Source organism: Seonamhaeicola marinus, from assembly GCF_008085455.1.
In genome coordinates this window covers 153,781-175,671 of sequence record NZ_VSDQ01000409.1, presented here as the reverse complement: position 1 = coordinate 175,671, position 21,891 = coordinate 153,781, and the positions used below count along the sequence as shown (strand labels likewise).

Annotated in this window: 11 protein-coding genes; 8 read left to right on the top strand and 3 right to left on the bottom strand. The window is 35.5% G+C overall.

Going from position 1 to position 21,891, the window contains the following annotated elements; translation table 11 throughout:
• Positions 1-52: 52 nt before the first annotated feature.
• From FUA24_RS05920 to FUA24_RS05910, 3 genes are all read right to left on the bottom strand, one after another.
• Complete coding sequence (locus tag FUA24_RS05920; protein WP_148540541.1) at positions 53-2,167, bottom strand: hypothetical protein; 2,115 nt, start codon at positions 2,165-2,167, stop codon at positions 53-55.
• Between the two features lie 76 nt (positions 2,168-2,243).
• A complete protein-coding gene (locus tag FUA24_RS05915; protein ID WP_148540540.1) occupies positions 2,244-3,755 on the bottom strand; it encodes a DUF1593 domain-containing protein in 1,512 nt (503 codons plus the stop codon).
• A gap of 18 nt (positions 3,756-3,773) precedes the next feature.
• Positions 3,774-6,689, bottom strand: coding sequence for a glycoside hydrolase family 2 TIM barrel-domain containing protein (locus FUA24_RS05910; RefSeq protein ID WP_246146963.1), 2,916 nt, complete (start codon positions 6,687-6,689; stop codon positions 3,774-3,776).
• A 297-nt stretch (positions 6,690-6,986) separates the two neighbouring features.
• Between FUA24_RS05910 and FUA24_RS05905 the strand changes: the two genes are divergently transcribed.
• The 8 genes from FUA24_RS05905 (at position 6,987) to FUA24_RS05870 (ending at position 21,841) form a co-directional block, all read left to right on the top strand.
• The gene (locus FUA24_RS05905; RefSeq protein WP_148540537.1) at positions 6,987-8,273 is read left to right on the top strand and encodes an MFS transporter; all 1,287 of its coding nucleotides are present in this window, start codon (positions 6,987-6,989) and stop codon (positions 8,271-8,273) included.
• Positions 8,274-8,285: 12 nt separating this feature from the next.
• Positions 8,286-9,443 carry a mandelate racemase/muconate lactonizing enzyme family protein gene (locus FUA24_RS05900; protein ID WP_148540535.1) on the top strand — a complete coding sequence of 386 codons (1,158 nt, stop codon included), beginning with the start codon at positions 8,286-8,288 and terminating at the stop codon, positions 9,441-9,443.
• Positions 9,444-9,455: 12 nt separating this feature from the next.
• Positions 9,456-10,091 (top strand): bifunctional 4-hydroxy-2-oxoglutarate aldolase/2-dehydro-3-deoxy-phosphogluconate aldolase, encoded by a 636-nt coding sequence (locus tag FUA24_RS05895; RefSeq protein WP_222861321.1) that lies wholly within the window; start codon positions 9,456-9,458, stop codon positions 10,089-10,091.
• Entirely contained in the window at positions 10,084-11,241 is a 1,158-nt protein-coding gene (gene dgoD / locus FUA24_RS05890) for a galactonate dehydratase (protein ID WP_148540530.1), read from the top strand. Before FUA24_RS05895 ends, dgoD begins: the two co-directional genes overlap by 8 nt.
• Before the next feature lie 17 nt (positions 11,242-11,258).
• Positions 11,259-13,511 (top strand): sulfatase-like hydrolase/transferase, encoded by a 2,253-nt coding sequence (locus FUA24_RS05885; RefSeq protein ID WP_148540528.1) that lies wholly within the window; start codon positions 11,259-11,261, stop codon positions 13,509-13,511.
• A gap of 16 nt (positions 13,512-13,527) precedes the next feature.
• The gene (locus tag FUA24_RS05880) at positions 13,528-16,830 is read left to right on the top strand and encodes an FG-GAP-like repeat-containing protein (protein ID WP_148540526.1); all 3,303 of its coding nucleotides are present in this window, start codon (positions 13,528-13,530) and stop codon (positions 16,828-16,830) included.
• 326 nt (positions 16,831-17,156) lie between these two features.
• Positions 17,157-20,258: a SusC/RagA family TonB-linked outer membrane protein gene (locus FUA24_RS05875; RefSeq protein WP_148540524.1), complete on the top strand. Its 3,102-nt coding sequence runs from the start codon at positions 17,157-17,159 to the stop codon at positions 20,256-20,258.
• A 17-nt stretch (positions 20,259-20,275) separates the two neighbouring features.
• Complete coding sequence (locus FUA24_RS05870) at positions 20,276-21,841, top strand: RagB/SusD family nutrient uptake outer membrane protein (RefSeq protein WP_148540522.1); 1,566 nt, start codon at positions 20,276-20,278, stop codon at positions 21,839-21,841.
• The last annotated feature ends 50 nt before the right edge of the window (positions 21,842-21,891 follow it).

Below are 21,891 nucleotides of genomic sequence, written 5' to 3'. Positions count from 1 at the left end.
CAAAAAGAATCCCGTTATTAGTTTTAATAACGGGATTTTTTGTTTAGCAACACTAGTCTTTTTTAGCGACTAGAATATCATTTTCTGCATCCTTAATATGTTTTCGCCATGAAAATGCTTTATCAAATTGATTTGGCATTACAGGTACGTTGTAACGTTCCATTGCTTCGGTTAAACTTTTCCAGTGTTGTAACCCTTTTTCTAAGTGGTTAATTGCCTCGGTTTGTTGCGTTTTATCACCTTTTAATTTATACGTTTGTAAAGCAACTGCACCTTTAAGTTTAGATGCAAAATATAGTCCATAATGACCCCAAGCCTCAATATCACTTAGTTCAATCTGTAACAATTTATTTTCAGGGTGCTCTGCTTTTAACGCATTGGCTATTGCTATAGCTTCCTTGCTTTCTTTTTCTGCAATATCAGCCAATTCGATTGGAGTTATCTGAGCGTCTTCAAAATTACCGGCAACAAAATCTTTTATGTTTACATAACTTGAATCTAGAACCGGATGATTAATAAACTGTTCAATGTCTATAAATTTACCGCGTTTAGCTTTAAAACCTTCTGTATATAATGTTCCGTCAGATCTACCTTGAAAAAAGCTTGCCAAACGATTAGCATTCATAGAACCCAATTTCCAACCTTTTATTAATTCTGAGGCTTCTGTTATGTTGAATTTTTGTTTTAGCGCATCTTCAAAATAGGCGTCTGGAGTATCGGAATCATAAAGTAAATTTCCCCAAACTTTGTAGAATAGCCACTGTCTCTCAAAGGCATAATTCCATGTACGATGTTCTTCTTTGGTAATATAATCTTTTGCCGGAATATAAGTCTCCGAACCAATAATTGTTCCTCCAATATAATCCTGACTATTGTTATTTATAAAATCTCTAATAAAATCGGGTTGCGCCCAACGTAAAGCAAAGAAATCCTCATTTCTAACGGTGTAAACACCTTTGTAATTTTTAGGTTTAGGATTCCAATAGGTGTCTGTTAAGATACCACCATGTACAATACAAAGCTTTGGAGAAGAATGCCCATGAGACCAATTGAATTTAAAACCTAGGTACACATCGTTTTCTAATCCTATGTTTTCAATGGCTTCTCTGGTTAAAATTTCGGTAGATTTACTAACAGTGCCATGACTTGTTAAACCTGCGGATAAAGGAGCTCTGTAGAATAATTTCGCCTCTCTATCGGCGTCTTTTAAGGCTTTAACAAAAGTTCTATTAATCCAATCCCTGCGTTCTTCCGAAGTCATGCCTCCCATACGTTCTCCCAATGTAATACCAACTCCAGTTAGGTTTGGATATTCGTTTATGGTTTTGGTAACCATTTCTCTAGTGTATTCCTCAAGAAGTGCATTAGTTTCTCCTTCTCCCCAAAAAGTTCCAAAACCGCTGCCCTTTTTGTATTCTCCAATATTGTAAGCCTTACTAAATTCATCTGAAACAAATATGTTCCAGTTAAAAACATAGGTGTCTATTCCACGATCTTTAGCCATTTTAAAGATGCCTCTGTGGAAGGCTTGCCATTCTTTGAATTCTTCATCTGTAAAGGATTTAGATTTAGGAAACTTTTCAGATTCTACCATATACATATAGGGATGTAAATTCCATAATGAAAGTACATTGAACTTATTTTCTACCATCATATCGAGAAAAGATTCCCAAAATTTTAGGTCTTTACAGGTGTCATGATGAAGCGCAAGGTTTTCTCCTTTTCTATACGAATACCAGGGTAAATTAAATTTAATAGCCCTAAATCCGTAGTGTGCATTAACAGTTTTAGGGGTAAGTTCATGCCATGATTTTCCTATTCTTAACTGTTCCCTAATATGCTGTAAGCCATATAAAAAACCACGTGTATTATATGCCGATAGTGTAGATTGGCCTTCATTAATACTTAACTCAAAACTATCATTTTCTTTATCCTTGGCATTATTTTTAAATATTAATTGAGCTTCTGCAGAATTTTCAACTACGTTCATTGCTAAACCATAATTTTGAAGAGCTTCTTCAAGTTTTGTAATGCCGTATTGAATTTCAGACTTTGTGGTTTCATCAACAAAAATATTGATTGTTTTGGGTGTTTCCTTGCATGACAAAACAAGGAAAACTATCAATATAATAGTCCAGGGTTTAATGTTTTTAAGTTTAGTTTTCATTTTTATTAGTTTGTGGTTTTTATTTAGAATAGTCTATCACGTTTCCAGTTGTGCATGTAGGGAATGAATAACATACTTACTGACCAGTAATTACATTATCTACATCTATTACAATGCGTCTGTAATCAAATAAAGACGCAATTTTATTTGCATCTTTAACCTCTAAAATAAGATGGATTTGACTACCCACTGCACCAGTTGGAATACGTAATTTAGTTTTTGACGTATGCGCATTTTCAATATAAACTTCACCCGAATAGGTTCCCGCTTCTTGGTAAATCCACCAGTGATAATTCAACTGGTCTCCATCTGGATCTTTAGATGCAGTAGCATCAAGATCTATAATTTCTCCTGCATTAGCATTTAGCCTAATGATAGTATTAGAGACGTCTCCATTAAAGGCGGCAATAGGATGGTGGTTGGCTTCTTTAAAAGATTTCACACACCAGTCCATTCTACAAATTTGGTCATTGTACATGGCAGCTCTCCATCTCCAGATTGGCACATAATTGTTGTTGTATGTTTTACCAGTTTCTGGATTTTTCCAATGGTCACTAACTTCTCTGTAGGTGTAAAAGGGTGCCACTTTTATTTCATCTTCTTTTATGTCCTTGTGTCTGGACCAAAAATCTGGAGTTTTGCGCTTACTAAAGCGTCCACCCCAACCTCCCCAAGAAGGTTGGTTAATATCAAAAAGCCCCTTGTTAACTAATCCCATCCAAGGGATAGTTCCTCCACCTTCCATAAAGCCTACAACACCATCGCCCCAAGCATGAAACCTTCTCTCAGGATATAATTCACCTAAAGCACCATGGTCTGTCATAACATGTTTTTTAAGCCATTCTAGTTGTCCGTTCGTTGAATTATCAAATGGAGTCCAAAAGTTAGGCCCTAAATTTTTATTGGTAGGCCCGCCATAGGCATAGGTTTGGTAATTGCTACGTATCCAATGAATTTTTGGAAACTTGCTACATATCCAAGCACCAGCGTTATCTTGGGAACCATTCTCAAAGACACGGAGTTTAGCAATAAAACTGTCTAGCTCTTGCTTACTATGGGTAGCTTTATAGTCTACTAATGCCTGAGCCAAAGTATTTGAACCAGCATTAACCACAACCCATATTGGTCTGGAATCATCTTTTTCTACTGCTTTAATAATGAGATCAGAACCAGCACTGGAGTTGCCTACAGAAACATCTTTTATGCCATAACCCTTTTGTCCGGGGGCAACAATAGATTTTAAATAATTTGGTTCGGGCCATCCGCTAGAATGAAGTTTTAAATTATCTAAAACTTTAGCATAGGCATCAATAATACTAATGAACAATTCTGGATGCGTAACCCAGTTATACTCGCCAAGGTGAGAGCCAGGTCTTATGTATTTTCCAGTTACTGCTATAAGTCCTTCAATATCAAATTCATTAGAGCAGGTAATCATATGAATCATTTGTTGCATTTCGTCCGGTTCATTACCCATATCTGCCAATATGATTAACCTGTGTTTGTCGGTTAAATTAGTTGCGCTTTGGCCATAAATATTGATTCCTGTTATAAAGCTAAGAATCACAATTAGACTAAAATGTTTCATGCCTAGAATAGTTAATGGTTATTTCCATTCACTTAGTTCAAAGGCATTTAACCAAACTCCTTTGTTTCCTTTTCCATTGAAATTTATAGTAACAGGCGTACTTCCGTTAGCCGTAAACTCAATTATACTAACTCCTGGAGTTTCCCATTGCATTTCCTTACCTTCAGTTACTTTTCCATTAATGGACTTTTCACCAACTAAGGCCTCAGAGCTAATTACGATGTCTTTTTCGTAAGGAAGTTTATGTATGGTTACAGATTTTAATTTATCTCTATTAGGATCCATAGAATCTGAATTGCTGCTTGGAGCATGATGCCATGTTGTTAACTTATAAGTGCCTTTAGGAAGATTTTCAAAAACTAGGTTAACCCCTTTATCGTCAATAGCAATAATACCTTCGCCGTAAGCAAAACCGTATTTTCCAATAACATTCATTTCTCCCAACCAACGCACTACACCATCACTTGACCCTTTAGTAATTTTTGCCTTAACACCATTGAATGCCTTAAAACCATACGTATTATCTGCATTATCGGTTCCATACCAAGGCTGCCATCCAAATTGTAATAATTGATCAGGAGCGCCAAGGTCTACACGTTCCGTTTTAAAATCATAAATAGCTTTAGCATTTTTAACTACTTCATTGTTATTGTTTGCTATTAAGCTAACCGAACTAGTTGCTGATTTTAAACCTTTACACTTTGCAGTAACCGAAATAGTTCCGGTAGTATTCCCTGCTCTAATTAGGGCTGGAGCCATACCATATTCTGTGAACATGGGGTTAGCGTTAATATTAATGTCATCACCAATTACAGAAGCATCTCCTTTAACTGAAAATTTAATAAGATGGTTTGTGTTATGAACAGGAGTTCCATTTTTATCAACTACTGTTGCATATGCTACTAAAATGTCATTGCCATCAGCAATAAATTGTCTGTCTTTAGAGTCCAGATTTAATTCAATAGCGTATGGTTTTCCGGGAGTTTGCTTTGTAGTTTCTATTGTCTTGCCATCTGGAAATATCCCTTTAGCTGTTAACTTTCCTGATTTAAATTTAATGTTCTTAAAATGAAATGGAGCATGATCTAGCCCTTTATATATAGTGTCATTACTTGGTTTAATTTTTTCAATAAGCTGTCCATTTAATGATAATTCAACTTCGCTAGCATTACTATAAACGGTAAGCTCTTTGGTGTCTGGTACCCACTCTTCTTTAATGTTAATAAACGGTTCTTCTAGCAGTTCAGATTTGTACCATTCCAGATATGGTCTTGGATCTCTAAAGATGGTCATCATACCACTTCTGGTTCTGTCAATTTTATTATTAGCCTTAGGGTGTCTTGGGTGAAAGGTATAATAGGCATGCGCTGTCCAAGAAATTAGACCAACCATTAATGGGTCATTTTTAAAAGGAGCAACTGCATGCGCTCCACGCTCACCTTCCATGGCAAAAATAGGTTCACTTCTGTCCCATAAGAATGGACCATAGAGCATATTAGCATTAATATCTGTTAATCCTGAAGTTTGCCACCCCGTCCATCGAGCACCTTGAGATGCTGTTAAACGTATGGGGTCTTCTTGCTTAATTGTGTTATGTACTCGTGGAACGTAGCCTCTATGGTTTACACCAGCTCCCCACATAACAATAGATGGGTGGTTTCTATGGTTTCTTACCATAGTTCTTGCAGATGTTTCAAGGTTATCCCACCAAAGGCCTTCATCTGAAATTGAAATCCATGTAGGCGCCTCTTCATAAACTAAAATACCCAGTTCATCGCAGGCATCAATGAGAGCATCATCTTGCGGATAATGCGCCGTTCTCATAATATTCCAACCGTATTCCTTGAATTGCACCATATCTTTGTAATGCAAAGCATTTGGTAGAGCATCTCCTAAATAAGGATATTGCTGGTGACGGTTGGCACCTAATAGTTCAATAGGTTTTCCATTTAAAACAAACCCTCTAATAGGGTCTAGTTCAAATTTTCTTAAGCCAATTCTATTTTCAACAAAATCAACTTCTTTTCCATTAACAATAACCACAGAGTTTACTCTGTATAAATAAGGAGAATCAACGCCCCAAAAGTGAACGTTATCTTCTAAACTACCTATCTGATTAAACTGGTATTCTTGTCCGGGCCAAATATTGGCTTCTTCGCTTAATCTTAGAACAACAAGTCCATCTTTATCAATAACCCGTGTTAGTAATTTACATGTTGTAGATGCGCTGGTTTCGTTCTTTACAGCAGTTTTTACTGAGATGACTGCATTTTTATTAACAACATCAATAGTAGGCGTTGTTATATTAACACCAGAATTAAGAGTTTCCCAATTAAAGGTTACATGAATAGGGTTTGTTTCTACAAGGTAAACGTCTCTATAAAGACCACTAAATTTTACATAATCAAATGGACCTGGGTCTGGTGGAACCATTTCGTTACGTCTATTATCTACTAATAAAGTAATTTGATTGTCTGAACCTTTGTTTACATAATTGGTTATATCAAAATGAAATGGGGTGTAACCTCCAACTGCATGTTGCCCTACATGTTTTCCATTAACCCATAAGTCCGTTATCTGATGAGCACCTTCAAACTCTAGGAAGACTTTTTTATTAGAGTTTTCAACTTTTAAATTTTTTCTGTACCACCCAACCTCTCTATGGAATACAAGTTGTGTTTTTTCATCTTGAAGACCATCAAGCGTTAATGAAGTTAGTTTTAGGGTATGAGGAACATTAATGGTTTCCCATTTGGAGTCATCTAAATCTACAGAGTAGTTCTTAGCGTTTGGATCTCCTAAATGAAACTTCCAACCTTGGTTAATACTAATTTTTGTTCTGTCTGTGTCTGGAAACCCATAGGGTAAATTTTGGGCACAAATGTTTAATGTGAAAGAAAAGAGTAAAATAGCAATTGGTAGCAGCCGATTCATAGTGTTTAAAGTTTAGTTGATATATAAAATTCTGAAATTATATAAAGTTTATAGTTAACAAATGAACTGAAAAGTGAAACAAATGTTCTCTCTCCATCTTCTTAAATAATTTAAATCGTTTAAAATTATGCTAAAGTGCACTGATGCTTTTGTAAAATATGAGAATTTAGGGGTAATATCTGGTCATTATAAAAATGACGTGCGGAAGTATGCTTCCTAAATACATATATTTGATTTCGTGCACTGAATTTTGAGTATTGGTGCTGGAAAAAAGAATAAATAAGGCTAAAAACAAAAATGGTAGAGAAAGCTCAAACTAGAAAACGTTACAATATATTGGCAATGATATTTGTAACTGTTGTTATTAATTATTTAGACAGAACAAATATTTCGGTTGCGGCATTTGCGTTAAGAACTGATTTGGGAATTAATACAGAGCAAATGGGCTGGGTGTTTTCTGCATTTGGAATTTGTTACGCAGCACTGCAGATTCCTGGAGGTATTTTAGCGGATAAAATTAAATCTAGGGTTTTATATTCTATTATTTTAGTTTTTTGGTCTATAGCTACATTAGTACAAGGTTTTGTAAACTCACTAGCAGCTTTAATTGGTTTAAGAGCAAGCATAGGTGTTTTTGAAGCACCTTCATACCCCATTAACAATCTTGTAGTTAGTAGATGGTTTCCAGAAAAAGAAAGAGCATCGGCAATCGCTGTTTATACTTCAGGTCAGTTTTTAGGATTGGCGTTTTTAATGCCGGTTTTAACCTTAATTCAGGATGCTCTTGGGTGGAGAGGGTTGTTTATTGTTTCAGGTATTATTGGTATAGTTTGGGCTATAATATGGTACTTCTTTTATAGGGATCCTAGAGAGCATAAATCTATAAGCCAATCTGAATTAGAATATATTGAAGAAGGGGGAGGTTTAGTTGGCTCAAAAACCAAAGACAAAAAAGAAGTTAAGAAACTTACATGGGACGAGTTTAAACAAGCTTTTATATATAGAAAGCTTTGGGGGGTTTATATTGGACAAGTTTGTTTAGGGGCTATTACTTGGTTCTTTTTAACTTGGTTTCCAACCTATTTGGTTGAATTTAGAGGACTTGATTTTGTGAAATCAGGTTATTATGCGTCAGCTCCTTATTTAGCTGCGTTTTTAGGGATACTTTTATCTGGGTTTACATCAGATTATCTAACTAAAAAAGGATACTCAGCAGAAATTTCAAGAAAATCTCCAATGATTATAGGTATGTTAATGACTATGTTCATTTTAGGGGCTAATTATACAGATGACACCTTTTTTGTTATTCTATTTCTTGCTTTAGCTGGATTTGGAATGGGATTAGCAAGTATTGCATGGGTGTTTGTATCTTTAATAGCGCCGAAGGAAAATTTAGGACTAGTTGGAGGAGTATTTAATTGTATTGGAGGGCTGTCAGTTTTCGTACCTGCAATTATCGGTTACTTGGTGTCAGATGGTGATTTTAGTCCAGCCTTAGTATTTATAGCAATAGTATCATTAATTGGAGTACTGTCTTATATCTTTATTGTTGGTAAAGTAGAGCGCATTGTTCCAAAGAAATAAAAAACATAAAAATTGAAAATTTCAGCAGTTAAGACCTTTCCTGTAAACATAGGTTCAGGAAGTCAGTTGGTTATAAAAATAGAAACAGATTCTGGTATTCATGGTTGGGGAGCTTCTGGTTTATCTGGAAGAGAGTTGGCCGTAATAGGAGCAATAGAGCATTACAGGCCTTTGTTAATAGGTAGAAACCCAATGCAAATTGGAGCTATTTGGCAAGATTTATATAGAGGGCAGTATTTTGAAGGCGGACGAGTGTTAACAGCCGCAATTTCTGCAATAGATATAGCTTTACATGATATTAAAGGTAAAGCGTTAAATGTGCCTGTTTATGAATTGTTAGGAGGAAAACAGCGCGATTATGTTGAGTGTTTTGCTTCCGTTCGTTTTTCAACTTTTGATGAATTAATGGAGCAATCTAAGCGCATGGTAAGCGAAGGATGGAATATGTTGCGTTTAGCGCCTGCCGAATTTGAAGCTCAAGAAGATATTAGTCTATTTGAACCAAGAGATTCTATTGCTTTATTATCCGACTGGATGGTGAAACTTAGAAAGGAAGTTGGTTTTAAAGTTACTATTGGAATTGATTATCATACAAGGTTAACGCCTGCGGAGACCTATTCTTTTATGAAACGAATGCCAGAAGGAACTTTGGATTTTATTGAAGAGCCTATTAGAGACGAAAACCCAGAGGCTTATGAGAATCTCAGAAAAATGATTGATATTCCCTTTGCAATAGGTGAAGAGTTTTCGAGTAAATGGCAGTTTTTACCTTTTATAGAGCGCAATATTACCCAGTATGCAAGAATTGATGTTTGTAATGTTGGAGGAATTACAGAGTCCATGAAAGTGGCTTCTATGGCAGAAGCGCATTACATAGACTTAATGCCTCATAATCCGCTTGGGCCAATATGTACAGCGGCTACAATTCATGTAGCGGCTGCATGTTCTAATTTTAGTTGGTTAGAAGAAGTGAATACGGGAGCTCATGTGTTAACTAATGATCCAAATTATTACCCAGTACAACATAAGCTTGAAGGACCAAGATATCCTGTGCCTACAGGACCTGGCTTAGGGGTAGAATTCAATGAAGAATTAGCATTAAAAGAAGGTTTTAAACCAATTGAAATTCCGCGTTTAAAACGTAAAGACGGGTCTTTTACTAATTGGTAGATGTTTTCATGCATGAGTAGAAAAGAAATTTCAGAAGTAATAGCAAAAGAAAAATTAGTTGTTGTTATTCGTTTGCAAGATCAAAAGGACGTTGCAGGTGTAATTAATAGTCTAATTGAAGGAGGTATAAAGGTGTTAGAGGTAACGTCAAATACACCAGGTTTTGTTGAAGAAATTGCAAAAGCAAGAGCGTTGTACCCCGATGTGCTTATTGGAGCAGGAACCGTAATAAATACTAAGATAGCTCAAAAAGCAGTAGATGCAGGCGCTCAGTTTTTAGTAACACCTAATACAAATCCGAAAGTAATAGAGGTTGCGCATAGCAACAATATTCCAGTCTTAATGGGGGCATTAACGCCAACAGAAGTATGCGATGCAGCAGAGGCAAATGCAGATTTTGTGAAGTTGTTTCCAGCAGATATTATGGGAATACCTTATTTTAAATCAATTAAAGCACCACTTAGTCATACAAAACTTTTGGCTGTAGGAGGAATTGATTTAGAAACAGTAAAAGATTGGTTCCTAGGTGGCGCTGCTGGAATAGGCATTGCGGGAGCTTTAACTAGTAAGGTTTCATCTCAAGAAGATTTACTGGCTGTTAAAGAACGGGCTGCTCAATTTGTTGCTGAGGTAAAAAAGTATGGGTAATTTAACAATAGAACATATTGAATTGTTTACAGTCCCACCACGATGGTTGTTTTTAAAGATAACAACTAAAAGTGGTGTTTTTGGATGGGGAGAACCTATTGTTGAAGGAAAAGCAGATACAGTGGCTGCTTGTATACATGAGCTAAAACAGTATGTTATAGGTAAAGATGCTTCCAATATAGAGGATTTATGGCAAGTTTTGTATAGAGGTGGGTTTTATAGAGGAGGACCGATTTTAATGAGTGCAATCTCTGGAATAGACCAAGCTTTATGGGATATTAAAGGGAAAGCTTTAGGAGTACCGGTTCATGAATTATTGGGTGGAGCCGTTAGGCAAAAAATGAAAATGTATTGTTGGATTGGAGGAGATAACCCCGAAGTTGTTTTAGAACAAGCTCACGAAAAAGTGGCAGCTGGATTTAAGGCGGTTAAGATGAATGCTACAGGTGCCATGGAATGGGTGTCCTCTGTCAAAGATGTTAAAAAAGTAGCCCATAATATAAAGTTGCTTAGAGAGGAATTCGGATTTGATCTAGATATTGGTCTGGACTTTCATGGTCGTGTTCACAAACCAATGGTTAAACGACTTATAGATGAATTGTTACCATACAATCCTTTGTTTATTGAAGAACCTGTATTGCCAGAAAACAACGAAGCTTTAAAACACATTTATTCATATAGTAGTATTCCTATAGCAACTGGAGAGCGAATGTTTTCTAGATGGGATTTTAAAGATATATTGCATCAAGGCGTAGTAGATATAATTCAACCAGATTTAAGTCACGCTGGTGGTATTTCTGAAGTTAGAAGAATTGCTGCCATGGCCGAAGCATATGATATTACTATGGCACCACATTGTCCATTAGGCCCAATTGCCTTAGCATCCGCATTGCATGTAGATTTTGTATCTGCCAATGCTGTGATTCAAGAAAGTAGTATTGGAATACACTATAACAAAGGTTATGATATCTTAGATTATATGTTAAATCCAGAAGTATTTGATGTAAAAGAGGGGTATATAAACTTACTGTCCAAACCTGGTCTTGGGGTTGAAATTGATGAATATAAATTAAAAGAAGCAGTTAAGATTGGTCATAAATGGGCAAATCCAATTTGGAGACATGAAGATGGTAATTTTGCCGAGTGGTAATTTTTAAAAATAAACGTATGAGATTATTAGTTTTATTCGCAATTTTTTGTGTGTTAAGTTGTGCACCAAATGAAGAGTCTAAACAGCCAAATATTATTTTAATAATGGCAGACGATTTGGGCTTTGAGTGTATAGGAAGTTATGGAGGGACTTCTTATAAAACACCAAATATTGATAAGCTAGCGCAATCTGGTATACAATTTAATCAAGCTTACGCACAACCCTTATGTACAAACACTAGGGTGAAATTAATGACAGGTAAATACAATTTTAGAAATTGGACGGCCTTTGGAATTCTAGATCCAGAAGAAAAAACGTTTGGGCATTTAATGCAAGATGCTGGTTATAATACCTGTATAGTTGGTAAATGGCAATTGCAAAGTTATGACCCGCCAGGGTATCCAGGTTCGGAATATCGAAGAGATACGGGGATGAAAATTAGTGATGCCGGATTTGATAATTATTGCGGGTGGCACGTAGGACATACGGAAGAAAAAGGCTCTAGATTTGCGAACCCTACAATTTTTCAAGATGGTAAATTTTTGGAAGCTACAAATGGCAAATATGGACCAGATGTTTTTGTTAATTATTTAAACGATTTTGTAAACAAACAAAGCGATAAACCTTTCTTTGTATATTATCCAATGGCGCTTACTCATGACCCATTTTCTCCAACACCGGATAGTCAAATATGGAGTGATGAAGCCAGAAGATTAGACAATGAACCAAAATATTTTGGTGATATGGTTGCGTATGCCGATAAGCTAATAGGGAAAATTGTGGCTAATTTAGAAGCCCAAGGCTTAGAGGAAGAAACGCTCATTTTGTTTTATTCAGATAATGGTACACATCAAAAGATTTACTCGAAAATGGGAGATAAAGTGGTACAAGGTGGCAAAGGTCTAACCACTCAAGCCGGTATTAAAGTGCCATTTGTTGCTAGTTGGAAAGGGAAAATAGATAAAGGACAACAAACAGATAAGTTCATTGATGCCATAGATTTTTTACCAACCTTGTTAGATGTGGCTGGAGTTGAAATTCCTGAGGATTTTCAAACAGATGGAGAGAGCTTTTTACCTATTCTTAAAGGAAAAGAGCAAAAAAGAAGAGATTGGGTTTATATGAGTTACAACCCTAAGCCAGGAGCACATAAAGCCCACTTAAGTCCTGCAGAATTTGTTATGAATAAGCAGTATAAGCTTTATGGAGATGGACGTTTCTATAACTTTGAAAATGATGTATTGGAGGCAAATAGCATTTCGCCTAATACGGAAAAAGAAAAGCAAGTTAAAGAGCGCTTCCAAAGCATTATAGATTCGTTAAAAAAGTACCCAACAACAGGCAGTATTGAAAGATTAGCACCAGAGTTAGATAGTGTTGTCTCTAAACATGCAAGAATAGATTTAGTAGCAGAAGGGTTTAATTGGTCCGAAGGTCCTGTATGGCAGGCAAGAGGACAGAATTTGTACTTTTCTGATGTGCCTGAGAATAAAGTTTACAAGTGGAATGATTTAGACGGATTAAGTGTCTACATGTCTCCATCTGGATATTCAGGAGATAATCCAATTGGAGGAGAAAAAGGTTCCAACGGTTTAGCAATTGATGAAAATGGCGATTTAATACTTTGCCAACACGGTAATAGAGCGGTAAGTAAGTTGGTAAGTTTAAAAGATTCTATTAGTCCAGTATTTGAGCCCTTAGTTTCTACTTATAAGGGGAAAAAGTTTAATTCTCCTAATGACTTGTTTTACGATAAAGAAGGCAACTTGTATTTTACCGATCCTCCATATGGACTAGGAAAGAAGGGGGTTAGTGAGCTAGGGTTTAATGGGGTCTACTTTTTAAATAAAGAAGGAGATATTAAGTTGGTTGATAAAGATTTAGCCAGACCAAATGGCGTTGTGGTTTCTAATGATGGAAAAATTTTATACGTTGCTGAATCCAATATTCCTAAACCCTTAATATGGGCATATGATATTGTTTCGCCAGGCGTGGTAAAAAACAAACGCGTGTTTTTTAACCCAGGTGAGATCATTAAAAATAGCACGGCAAAACAAAATCCTGATGGCATTAAATTAGATCAGCATGGAAATATCTTCGTAGCCGCTGGTGACGGTATTCTTATAATTACGCCTGAAGGCAAACATATTGGTACCATAAATACAGGAAGAACAACTGGGAATTGCGTATTTAACGATGATTATAGATATTTGTTTATTACAGCAGATAATTATCTTTTAAGAGTCAATTTAAGACCTTACGCTAAATAATTTTGAATTCTAAAGAATGACAAAGATATTTCTTCTAATAGTTGTTGTGGTTTGTATCGCTTCTTGTGAAAAGGAAGTAGAGAACAAAATTACGTCATCAACATCATTTAAATCTTTAACAAAAGAAGAAACTGGAATTTCGTTTTCAAATAATATTGTTGAAAATGATAGTTTAAACTACTTTACCTTTCCATATATGTATATGGGAGGAGGCGTAGCGGTTGGAGATTTAAATAATGACGGATTAGATGATGTCTATTTCACTGGAAACATGGTAGAAAACAAACTATATATTAACAGAGGTAATATGCAGTTTGAAGATGTGTCAAATTCGGCAGGAGTTTCTGGAGATGAAAGATGGTATACAGGGGTAACCATGGCAGATGTTAATGCCGATGGGTGGTTAGATATTTATGTGTCTGTGTCTGGTTTATATGGCGAAACTAGAAATCAATTGTTTATAAATAATCAAGACGAAACATTTACAGAAAAAGCTGTAGAATATGGGCTTTCGGATGCTTCCTATTCCATTCAAGCTACATTTTTTGATTATGATAATGATGGCCTTTTAGATGTTTTTGTTGGCAACTATCCCCTAGTTCCCGTAAGCATGGGGAATAGGTTTTATTTCGACAAAATGCAGGACAATAAATTTGAAGATTCTGGACATTTATATAGAAATAATGGTAATAATACGTTTACTGATGTTACCATAGAAGCCGGAGTCCAAAATTTTGGAATGACCCTAGGTGTGTTGGCTTCAGATTTTAATAATGACGGATTTAAAGATTTGTATTTATCTAATGATTTTAATGTTCCAGACTACTTTTACATTAACAATGGAGATGGTACATTTAAAGAGGTTGTCAAGGAAACAACCGGGCATACTGCAATGTTTGGTATGGGAATAGATGCCGCAGATTTTAACAATGATAACTTATTGGACTTTGTACAATTAGATATGACCCCAGAAGATTACAAGCGTTCAAAGACCAATATGGCAAGTATGAGTCCAGAGACATTCTATGAAGCTGTAGATTTAGGAATGGGATATCAATATATGCAAAATACCTTGCAGGTAAATAATGGTATTGATGCCAATGGTTTACCTTCATTTAGTAATATTTCGAGGTTAGCAGGAATGGCAACTACAGACTGGAGTTGGGGCGTCTTATTTGCAGATTTTGATAATGATGGTTTAAAAGATGTGATTGTTACCAACGGTATGAAACGTGATGTTAATAACAATGACGTTAACGAAAAAACGAAAGTTCAAGGTTTTGCAGATTTAAATAAGGAAATAGATTATCGGCAATATCCAAGTACACCAATTGATAACTATGTGTTTAAAAATGAAGGGAATTACAAGTTTACGAAAGCAAATTCTAATTGGAACTTAACTTATAAAGGCTTTTCAAACGGTGTAGCTTATTCAGATTTTGATAATGATGGAGACTTAGATGTAATTATGAATAATTTAGGTGATGAAGCCTCTATTTTTAAAAATGAAACTAGTAATGAAGGTGCGCAGAATTACTTAAAAGTTAGTTTTGTTGGACCTGAAAATAACGCCTTTGGTATTGGAGCTAAGGTGTTTGTTAAGACTTCAAGCGGAGTACAATATCAAGAATTAACTTTAAGTAGAGGTTTTCAATCTAGTGTGGCTCCAGAGTTGCATTTTGGTTTAGGCAATTCTAAAGTAAAAGAGTTAAAGGTTACTTGGCCTAATGGAAGTGAACAAACTTTAGGAGAAGTTTCGGTTAATACTGAAATTAAGCTTCAGTTTAAGGAAGCAATAACTAAAACTAAAACTTCAGAAGAAAAAGCAAAGATATTTAATGATATCACTGAGGTTTCTAAGATAAATTTTATTCATAAAGAAGATAATTTTGATGATTTTCTAAAAGAACCTTTGCTTCCTCATAAAAATTCGGCATTTGGTCCAGCACTGGCAGTTGGAGATATTAACAATGATGGATTTGAGGATTTCTTTGTTGGAAACGCAACAGGAAATGCTGGTGTAATGTACATTCAAAAAGAGGATAAGACCTTTGAAGTTTATCATGGACCTTGGGAAAAAGATGCGCAATTTGAAGATACAGGTGCCATTTTGTTCGATGCTGATAATGATAATGACTTGGATTTGTATGTGGTTAACGGTGGTAATGATGCCAACAAGCAGATATCTTTTTACCAAGATAGATTATATATGAATACGCCTAATGGTTTTATAAAGACAAACCATAGTTTGCCCGAGATCTTCTCTAGTGGGAATATTGTAACTACTGAAGATTATGATAATGATGGTGATTTGGATTTATTCGTTGGAGGTAGAATAATTCCGGGAAAATACCCATTCCCAGCTAAAAGCTATATTTTAAGAAATGATGGGGGTAAAGATGAGAAGTTAAAATTTACCGATGTTACAAATAGCGTTTTACCCGACTTAAATGAAGCTGGTTTAGTGACTTCAGCACTTTGGGACGACTTTAATCAAGACGGAAAAAAGGATTTAATTATTACAGGAGAATGGATGCCAATTCGTTTTTTTGAAAATAAAGGGAGCTCATTCAAAGAAGTAACAAAAACTATTGGCTTTGAAGATACTTCAGGTTGGTGGTATAATCTTGAAAAGGCTGATGTTGATGGTGATGGAGATATGGATTATCTAGCTGGTAACCTTGGACTGAACTATAAGTACAAGGCTAAAAAGGATAAACCTTTTGAAGTTTATGCTAATGATTTTGACGAAAATGGAACTATGGACATTGTGCTTAGTTACCAAAAAAATGGTAAAATGTTGCCCCTAAGAGGAAGAGAGTGCTCTTCTCAGCAAGTGCCCGCTATAGCACGCCGTTTCCAAACATTCGAGTTGTTTGCCGAAGCATCTTTAGCTGATATTTATGGGCAAGCAATGTTAGATAAGTCCTTACATTATAAAGCCAATGTTTTTGAAAACTCTTGGGTTGAAAACCTTGGTAACGGTAATTTTAAACTGCATAAAATGCCTAATGAATTGCAGGTTACTTCACTAAATGCATTTCATACAATTAAAAACAACAACAACACTTTTATCTTGGCTGCGGGTAATTTGTTTAATGCCGAAGTAGAAACGCCAAGAAATGATGCTGGTGTTGGGGCACTTTTTCAAATTACAAAAGAGCAAAACGTACAATTAGTGCCAACTACAACTACAGGCTTGTTCGTTAAGGATGAAATTAGGAACATGCAAACCATTAAATTGGGAAATAATGACCAACTGGGAATTATATTCGCAGCAAACAATGGTCAATTGAAGCTGTTTCAGATAGCTCTTTAAATTTTTACCATTCCTTTCTTTTTATAATTCTGTCAGGTTTTTAATGATCTGTAGTACCAATCTGAACATTTGATAAAAACATGTTTCAATATTTGCTGATTTGTTGGTTTTACTGGGGTTTGAATCAATAATCCGTAATAATGAACATATTTTACCAAGCTAAAAAACACCAAATCAGTTTCTTTGGATTGAGCATTTAATGGGATAAATGTGTTTTGGAGTTTCTGATTTTAACGCACTAACAAAAATCATCTACTCTTTAATTCTTTTTAAACTATTAATTGACTTGTCAAACTAAATTAAATAACTAAAACTTCAAAACGCTTATGAAAGTATTACAATTACTTAAGAAGAGATTTCAGCACCGCGTTTTTATGTTTACAGTGTTATTGCTTGCCGGAGTGTCGGTTGGTTTTGCACAAAGCATAAATATAAGTGGTGTTGTTAGCGATGAATCAGGTCAACCATTAACGGGAGCAAACGTTTTGGTAAAGGGAACAACTACTGGTGCCCAAACCGACTTTGATGGAAATTATTCGCTATCTGCAGCAAGTGATGCTACACTTGTTGTAAGTTACCTTGGTTTTGTAACCAAAGAGGTAGCTGTGAACGGACAAACCACACTTAACATTACACTAACAGAAGATGCTAGTCAGTTAGATGAAATTGTTATTGTTGGTTATGGTACAACTAAAAAATCGGATTTAACAGGAGCAGTTGCTGTTGTAGGATCTGAGGATATTGAGAAATACACATATAATGATGCTTCACAGGCTTTACAAGGTCGTGTTGCTGGTGTAAGTGTACAAGCTCAAGGAGGTGCTCCAGGAGCTGGTTCTAACTTCCTTATTAGAGGGGCAACGTCGTTTGCTAACAATGAACCATTATTTGTAATCGATGGAATGATTACAGGGAGCATGAGTTCTATAGCTCCACAGGATATTGAATCTATTTCTGTATTAAAGGATGCTTCCGCATTAGCTATTTACGGTTCTCGAGCTGCAAATGGTGTTGTTATCATTACTACTAAAAAAGGTAGAGGTGGTAAAATAAATGTATCATTAGACACAAGCTACGGTGTTCAAAAGGTAATTAATACCTATGACTGGGCAAGTGCTTCTGAGTATGCTCAAATAGTGAATGATGCTAGAGACAATGATGGACAGGACAGATATCCTGGTTTAGATCAGTTTTTTGACCCTAGCTACAGCAACGATCTTTTTAAAGAATCTTTAAGAACTGCTGGAGTTAAGAATATAAACGTTAGAGTAACTGGAGGAGGAGAACATACTAATTATAGTGCTTCTTTTACTCAGTTTGAGCAAGAAGGTATTGTTAAATACTCAGATTTCAAGAGACAGACTTTAAGAACAAGAGTAGACTTAACAAGAGGAAAGTTCAAATTAGAGAATACTATTGGTTTAACTAGAACGGTAAACAATCCAAACAACTATTTTAACAAAGAAAGAAACTTAATTCCTGTAATTAGATTGAAAAATGATGCAGGAGATTGGAGTCTTTCAGACATTCCAGATAGAAATATTATAAATCCGAATACAGGAAGATTGTATGAGCCAGGACAGTTTTATGGTTCTAATAACAACCTTAATGCTCTTGGTATGGCTGCGTTACAAGATAGAACAAATACCCAAAATACGCTTTTAGGTAATATAGCTTTATCTTACGAAATTCTTGATGGCTTAACTTATAAAATCAACTTAGGTTTAGAGCACTGGAACCGTAATAACTACACGTTTACTCCTTTTGTGCCTGTTTTTGCTGAAAATGGAGGAAATGATACCCAATCTAGATTACAAGAAACAAATACTACGTTTTCATCTACTTTAGTAGAGCATACACTTAGTTATAATAAAACTTTTGCTGATAAACATACTATTGATCTTGTAGCAGGTTTTACAGAGCAAAAAAATCACTCTAGATCTTTAGGAGTTGATGCAAGAGATTTTCCAAACAATGATATTAGAGTAGCTTCTGCTGCAGAAACTTATATCAATGTGCCATCTAGAGATGTGACTTCGGCAATTCATTCATATTTAGGTCGTTTAAAGTATAACTTTGATGACAGATATTTATTAACTGCTTCGGTTCGTCAAGATAGATCGTCTTTATTCAAAGAAGGTTTAAGAGATGCAACATTCCCATCAGCAGCTTTTGGTTGGAACATTAGTAATGAGCCTTTTATGGAAGACTTTGATGCCTTAACTAATATTAAGTTTAGAGCTAGTTACGGTGAAGTAGGATCGAACAACGTTAGTGCTTATCAAACAGATGCAACTATTAGTTTCTTTAGTGAGTATATTACAGGTGAAGTTCAAGAGAGACAAACAGGATATGCGATTACTAGAATGGTTAACCCATTCATTAGTTGGGAAACTACAAAGACAACAAACTTTGGATTAGAGTTCGATGCTTTAGATAGTAGATTAAGTGTAACAATGGATTACTTTAATTCAAAAACAGAAGATATTCTTCTAAACTCATCTCCAGTGTTTTATTCTGGATTCGGAAATGAATTCCCTCAGAATATTGCTTCAATGGAAAACAAAGGTTTTGAATTTTTGGCAACCTATAGAGATAATTTTGGAGATTTAAGTTTTTCTGCTACAGCAAACTTCTCTATCATAGATAACGAGGTAACATCTTTAGGATCTACAGGTAGAATTGTTCAAGGGTCATTTACGTCTAATACAATTAACAGTATGGAAATTGTTCCTGGTCGTCCAATCAGTTCGTTCTACGGATGGGTTGTAGATGGTATTTACCAAACAGATGCCGAAGCAGCTGCTGCTAACGATCAAAAAGGAAATCCTGTTGCTGGAGACTTAAAGTTTAAAGATGTTGATGGTGATGGAGATATTGATGATGATGATCAAGTTGCATTAGGATCGGGTATTCCAGATTTTGAATATGGTCTTAACTTATCGGCTGAGTATAAGAATTGGGATTTAAATTTATTCTTTAACGGTGTTTCTGGAAACAAAATTTTAAATGGTACTAAGTACAGAGGTTATTTTGATACAGAAGGAAATTATTTTAAAGATAGATTAAACTCATGGACACCTTCTAATACGAATACTAATGTTCCTAGAAATACTAGATCAGATAATGGGTTTAACAGAAGAATGTCAGATTTCTATTTAGAAAATGGTGGATACTTCCGTTTAAGAAATGCTCAAATAGGGTATTCTCTTCCTAGCAATATTTTAGAGAAAGTGAAAATTTCTAAAGCTAGGATATATGCTTCGGCAACAAACCTATTTACGATTACAGATTATTCTGGATATTATCCAGAAGTTGGAAGAAACCAAAGAGGTTCTAATGGTAGACAAGTTATCAATACAGGTATTGATGAGGGAGCTTATCCAACTCCAAGAACTTTCCAATTAGGTTTACAAGTGTCGTTTTAATGAAAAAAAATAGAATTATGAAAAAATTAAAAATAAAAATATCAATCACGGCACTTGCATTATTAGGTGTTGTTGGTATAGTGAACGTTAACTGTTCAGACGATGTTTTAAATCAGGTAAACCCTAACGAGTTATCTCCTGATACGTTTTGGCAAAGCGAAGATGATGCTGAAAAAGGAATCATTGGTGCCTATAGTCCGTTCACACATATTTGGTACTATACTAGATTTGAGATCTTCATCTCAGATTATAGAGATGATGTAGTAAATGGATATAACACTTCAGAAAGAACTGCAGTAGGATATTTTAGTGGAACATCAGATAGTAATGCTACACGCTGGTGTTGGCAAGCTATGTACCAGGGAGTTGCTAGAGCTAATGAAGCAATTAAGCACGTGCCAAATATTAATATGGATGCAACAAGAAGAGATAACATTCTTGGAGAAGCTTATTTTATTAGAGCATTCAACTATTTCAATTTATTAAATAGTTGGAGAAATGTACCTTTAATTACTGTTCCTACATCTGAGGTAGATTTATTTACGGTTACTCAAGCTAGTCCTGAAGAAGTATGGGCGCAAATTGAGTCAGATTTACAGCAAGCAAAAAGCTTACTACCTGATTCTTGGCCTTCTGCCCAAGTAGGTAGAGCTACAGCTGGAGCAGCAACAGGTTATTTAGGTAAAGCTTATTTATACCAAGGTAAATGGGCGGAAGCAAAAGCAGAGTTCCAAAGTGTAATGAGTAGTGGTAATTACCAACTTATGGATGATTATGCACATAACTTTACAGAAGAATTTGAAAACAACTCAGAATCTTTATTTGAAATTCAATTAGTTGCCGATGGTTTAGGTGGCTGGGGAGCAGATGCACCAAACAGAGGTAAAGGAGCTGCCTATCAACCAGATTTAGCACCTGCTGGATACACAGGGCAAGATGGTATGAGAGTTAACCAATGGGCTTTAGATTTATTCTTAGATGAACAAACTATTAATGGAGAAATAGATCCAAGAACATTTACAACATTCTTCTGGAATACAAATGAGACTACGGATTACCAAGGTAAAACATTAGAGTCTAGAACGTACTTAAATACATCTTATGCAGGGGCATATAATGCTACGGCTACAGAAATTTATGCGAATAAGTTCTTAGATTGGGAATTCAATGGTCATAGTGGTTCACAAGACGGTGGATGGCATGGATCTGGAAATAACTTAAGAATGATGCGTTACGCAGACGTACTTTTAATGTTTGCTGAAGCAGAGTTCCAACTTAACGGTTCAACTCAGGCTGCATTAGATGCTATTAACGAGGTTCGTGAAAGAGCAGATATGGCGCCACATGCTAGTATTACTTTACAGGATATTGAAGATGAGCGTGTAAAAGAGTTAACATTTGAGCGTTCAAGATATTTTGATTTATTACGTTGGGGTAGAGTAAAATCTAGAATCGTAGATAATCCAGATTTAAAATCTGAAAGCGCGGGTACAGCTGCATACAAGCCAGGAAGAGAGTATATTGCAATACCTCAGAATGACGTTGACAGAAACCCAAATCTAGATCAAAATGAAGGATATTAATAAATAGAGTTAGTCATATTCATATATTTTTAGAATTGTTTTAGTTTTTA

Excerpts from the sequence above, each read along its gene's own strand:
- FUA24_RS05920 (WP_148540541.1), bottom strand. The coding sequence starts at position 2,167 with ATGAAAACTAAACTTAAAAACATTAAACCCTGGACTATTATATTGATA.
- FUA24_RS05915 (WP_148540540.1), bottom strand. The coding sequence starts at position 3,755 with ATGAAACATTTTAGTCTAATTGTGATTCTTAGCTTTATAACAGGAATC.
- FUA24_RS05910 (WP_246146963.1), bottom strand. The coding sequence starts at position 6,689 with ATGAATCGGCTGCTACCAATTGCTATTTTACTCTTTTCTTTCACATTA.
- FUA24_RS05905 (WP_148540537.1), top strand. The coding sequence starts at position 6,987 with ATGGTAGAGAAAGCTCAAACTAGAAAACGTTACAATATATTGGCAATG.
- FUA24_RS05895 (WP_222861321.1), top strand. The coding sequence starts at position 9,456 with ATGAGTAGAAAAGAAATTTCAGAAGTAATAGCAAAAGAAAAATTAGTT.
- dgoD (WP_148540530.1), top strand. The coding sequence starts at position 10,084 with ATGGGTAATTTAACAATAGAACATATTGAATTGTTTACAGTCCCACCA.
- FUA24_RS05885 (WP_148540528.1), top strand. The coding sequence starts at position 11,259 with ATGAGATTATTAGTTTTATTCGCAATTTTTTGTGTGTTAAGTTGTGCA.
- FUA24_RS05880 (WP_148540526.1), top strand. The coding sequence starts at position 13,528 with ATGACAAAGATATTTCTTCTAATAGTTGTTGTGGTTTGTATCGCTTCT.
- FUA24_RS05875 (WP_148540524.1), top strand. The coding sequence starts at position 17,157 with ATGAAAGTATTACAATTACTTAAGAAGAGATTTCAGCACCGCGTTTTT.
- FUA24_RS05870 (WP_148540522.1), top strand. The coding sequence starts at position 20,276 with ATGAAAAAATTAAAAATAAAAATATCAATCACGGCACTTGCATTATTA.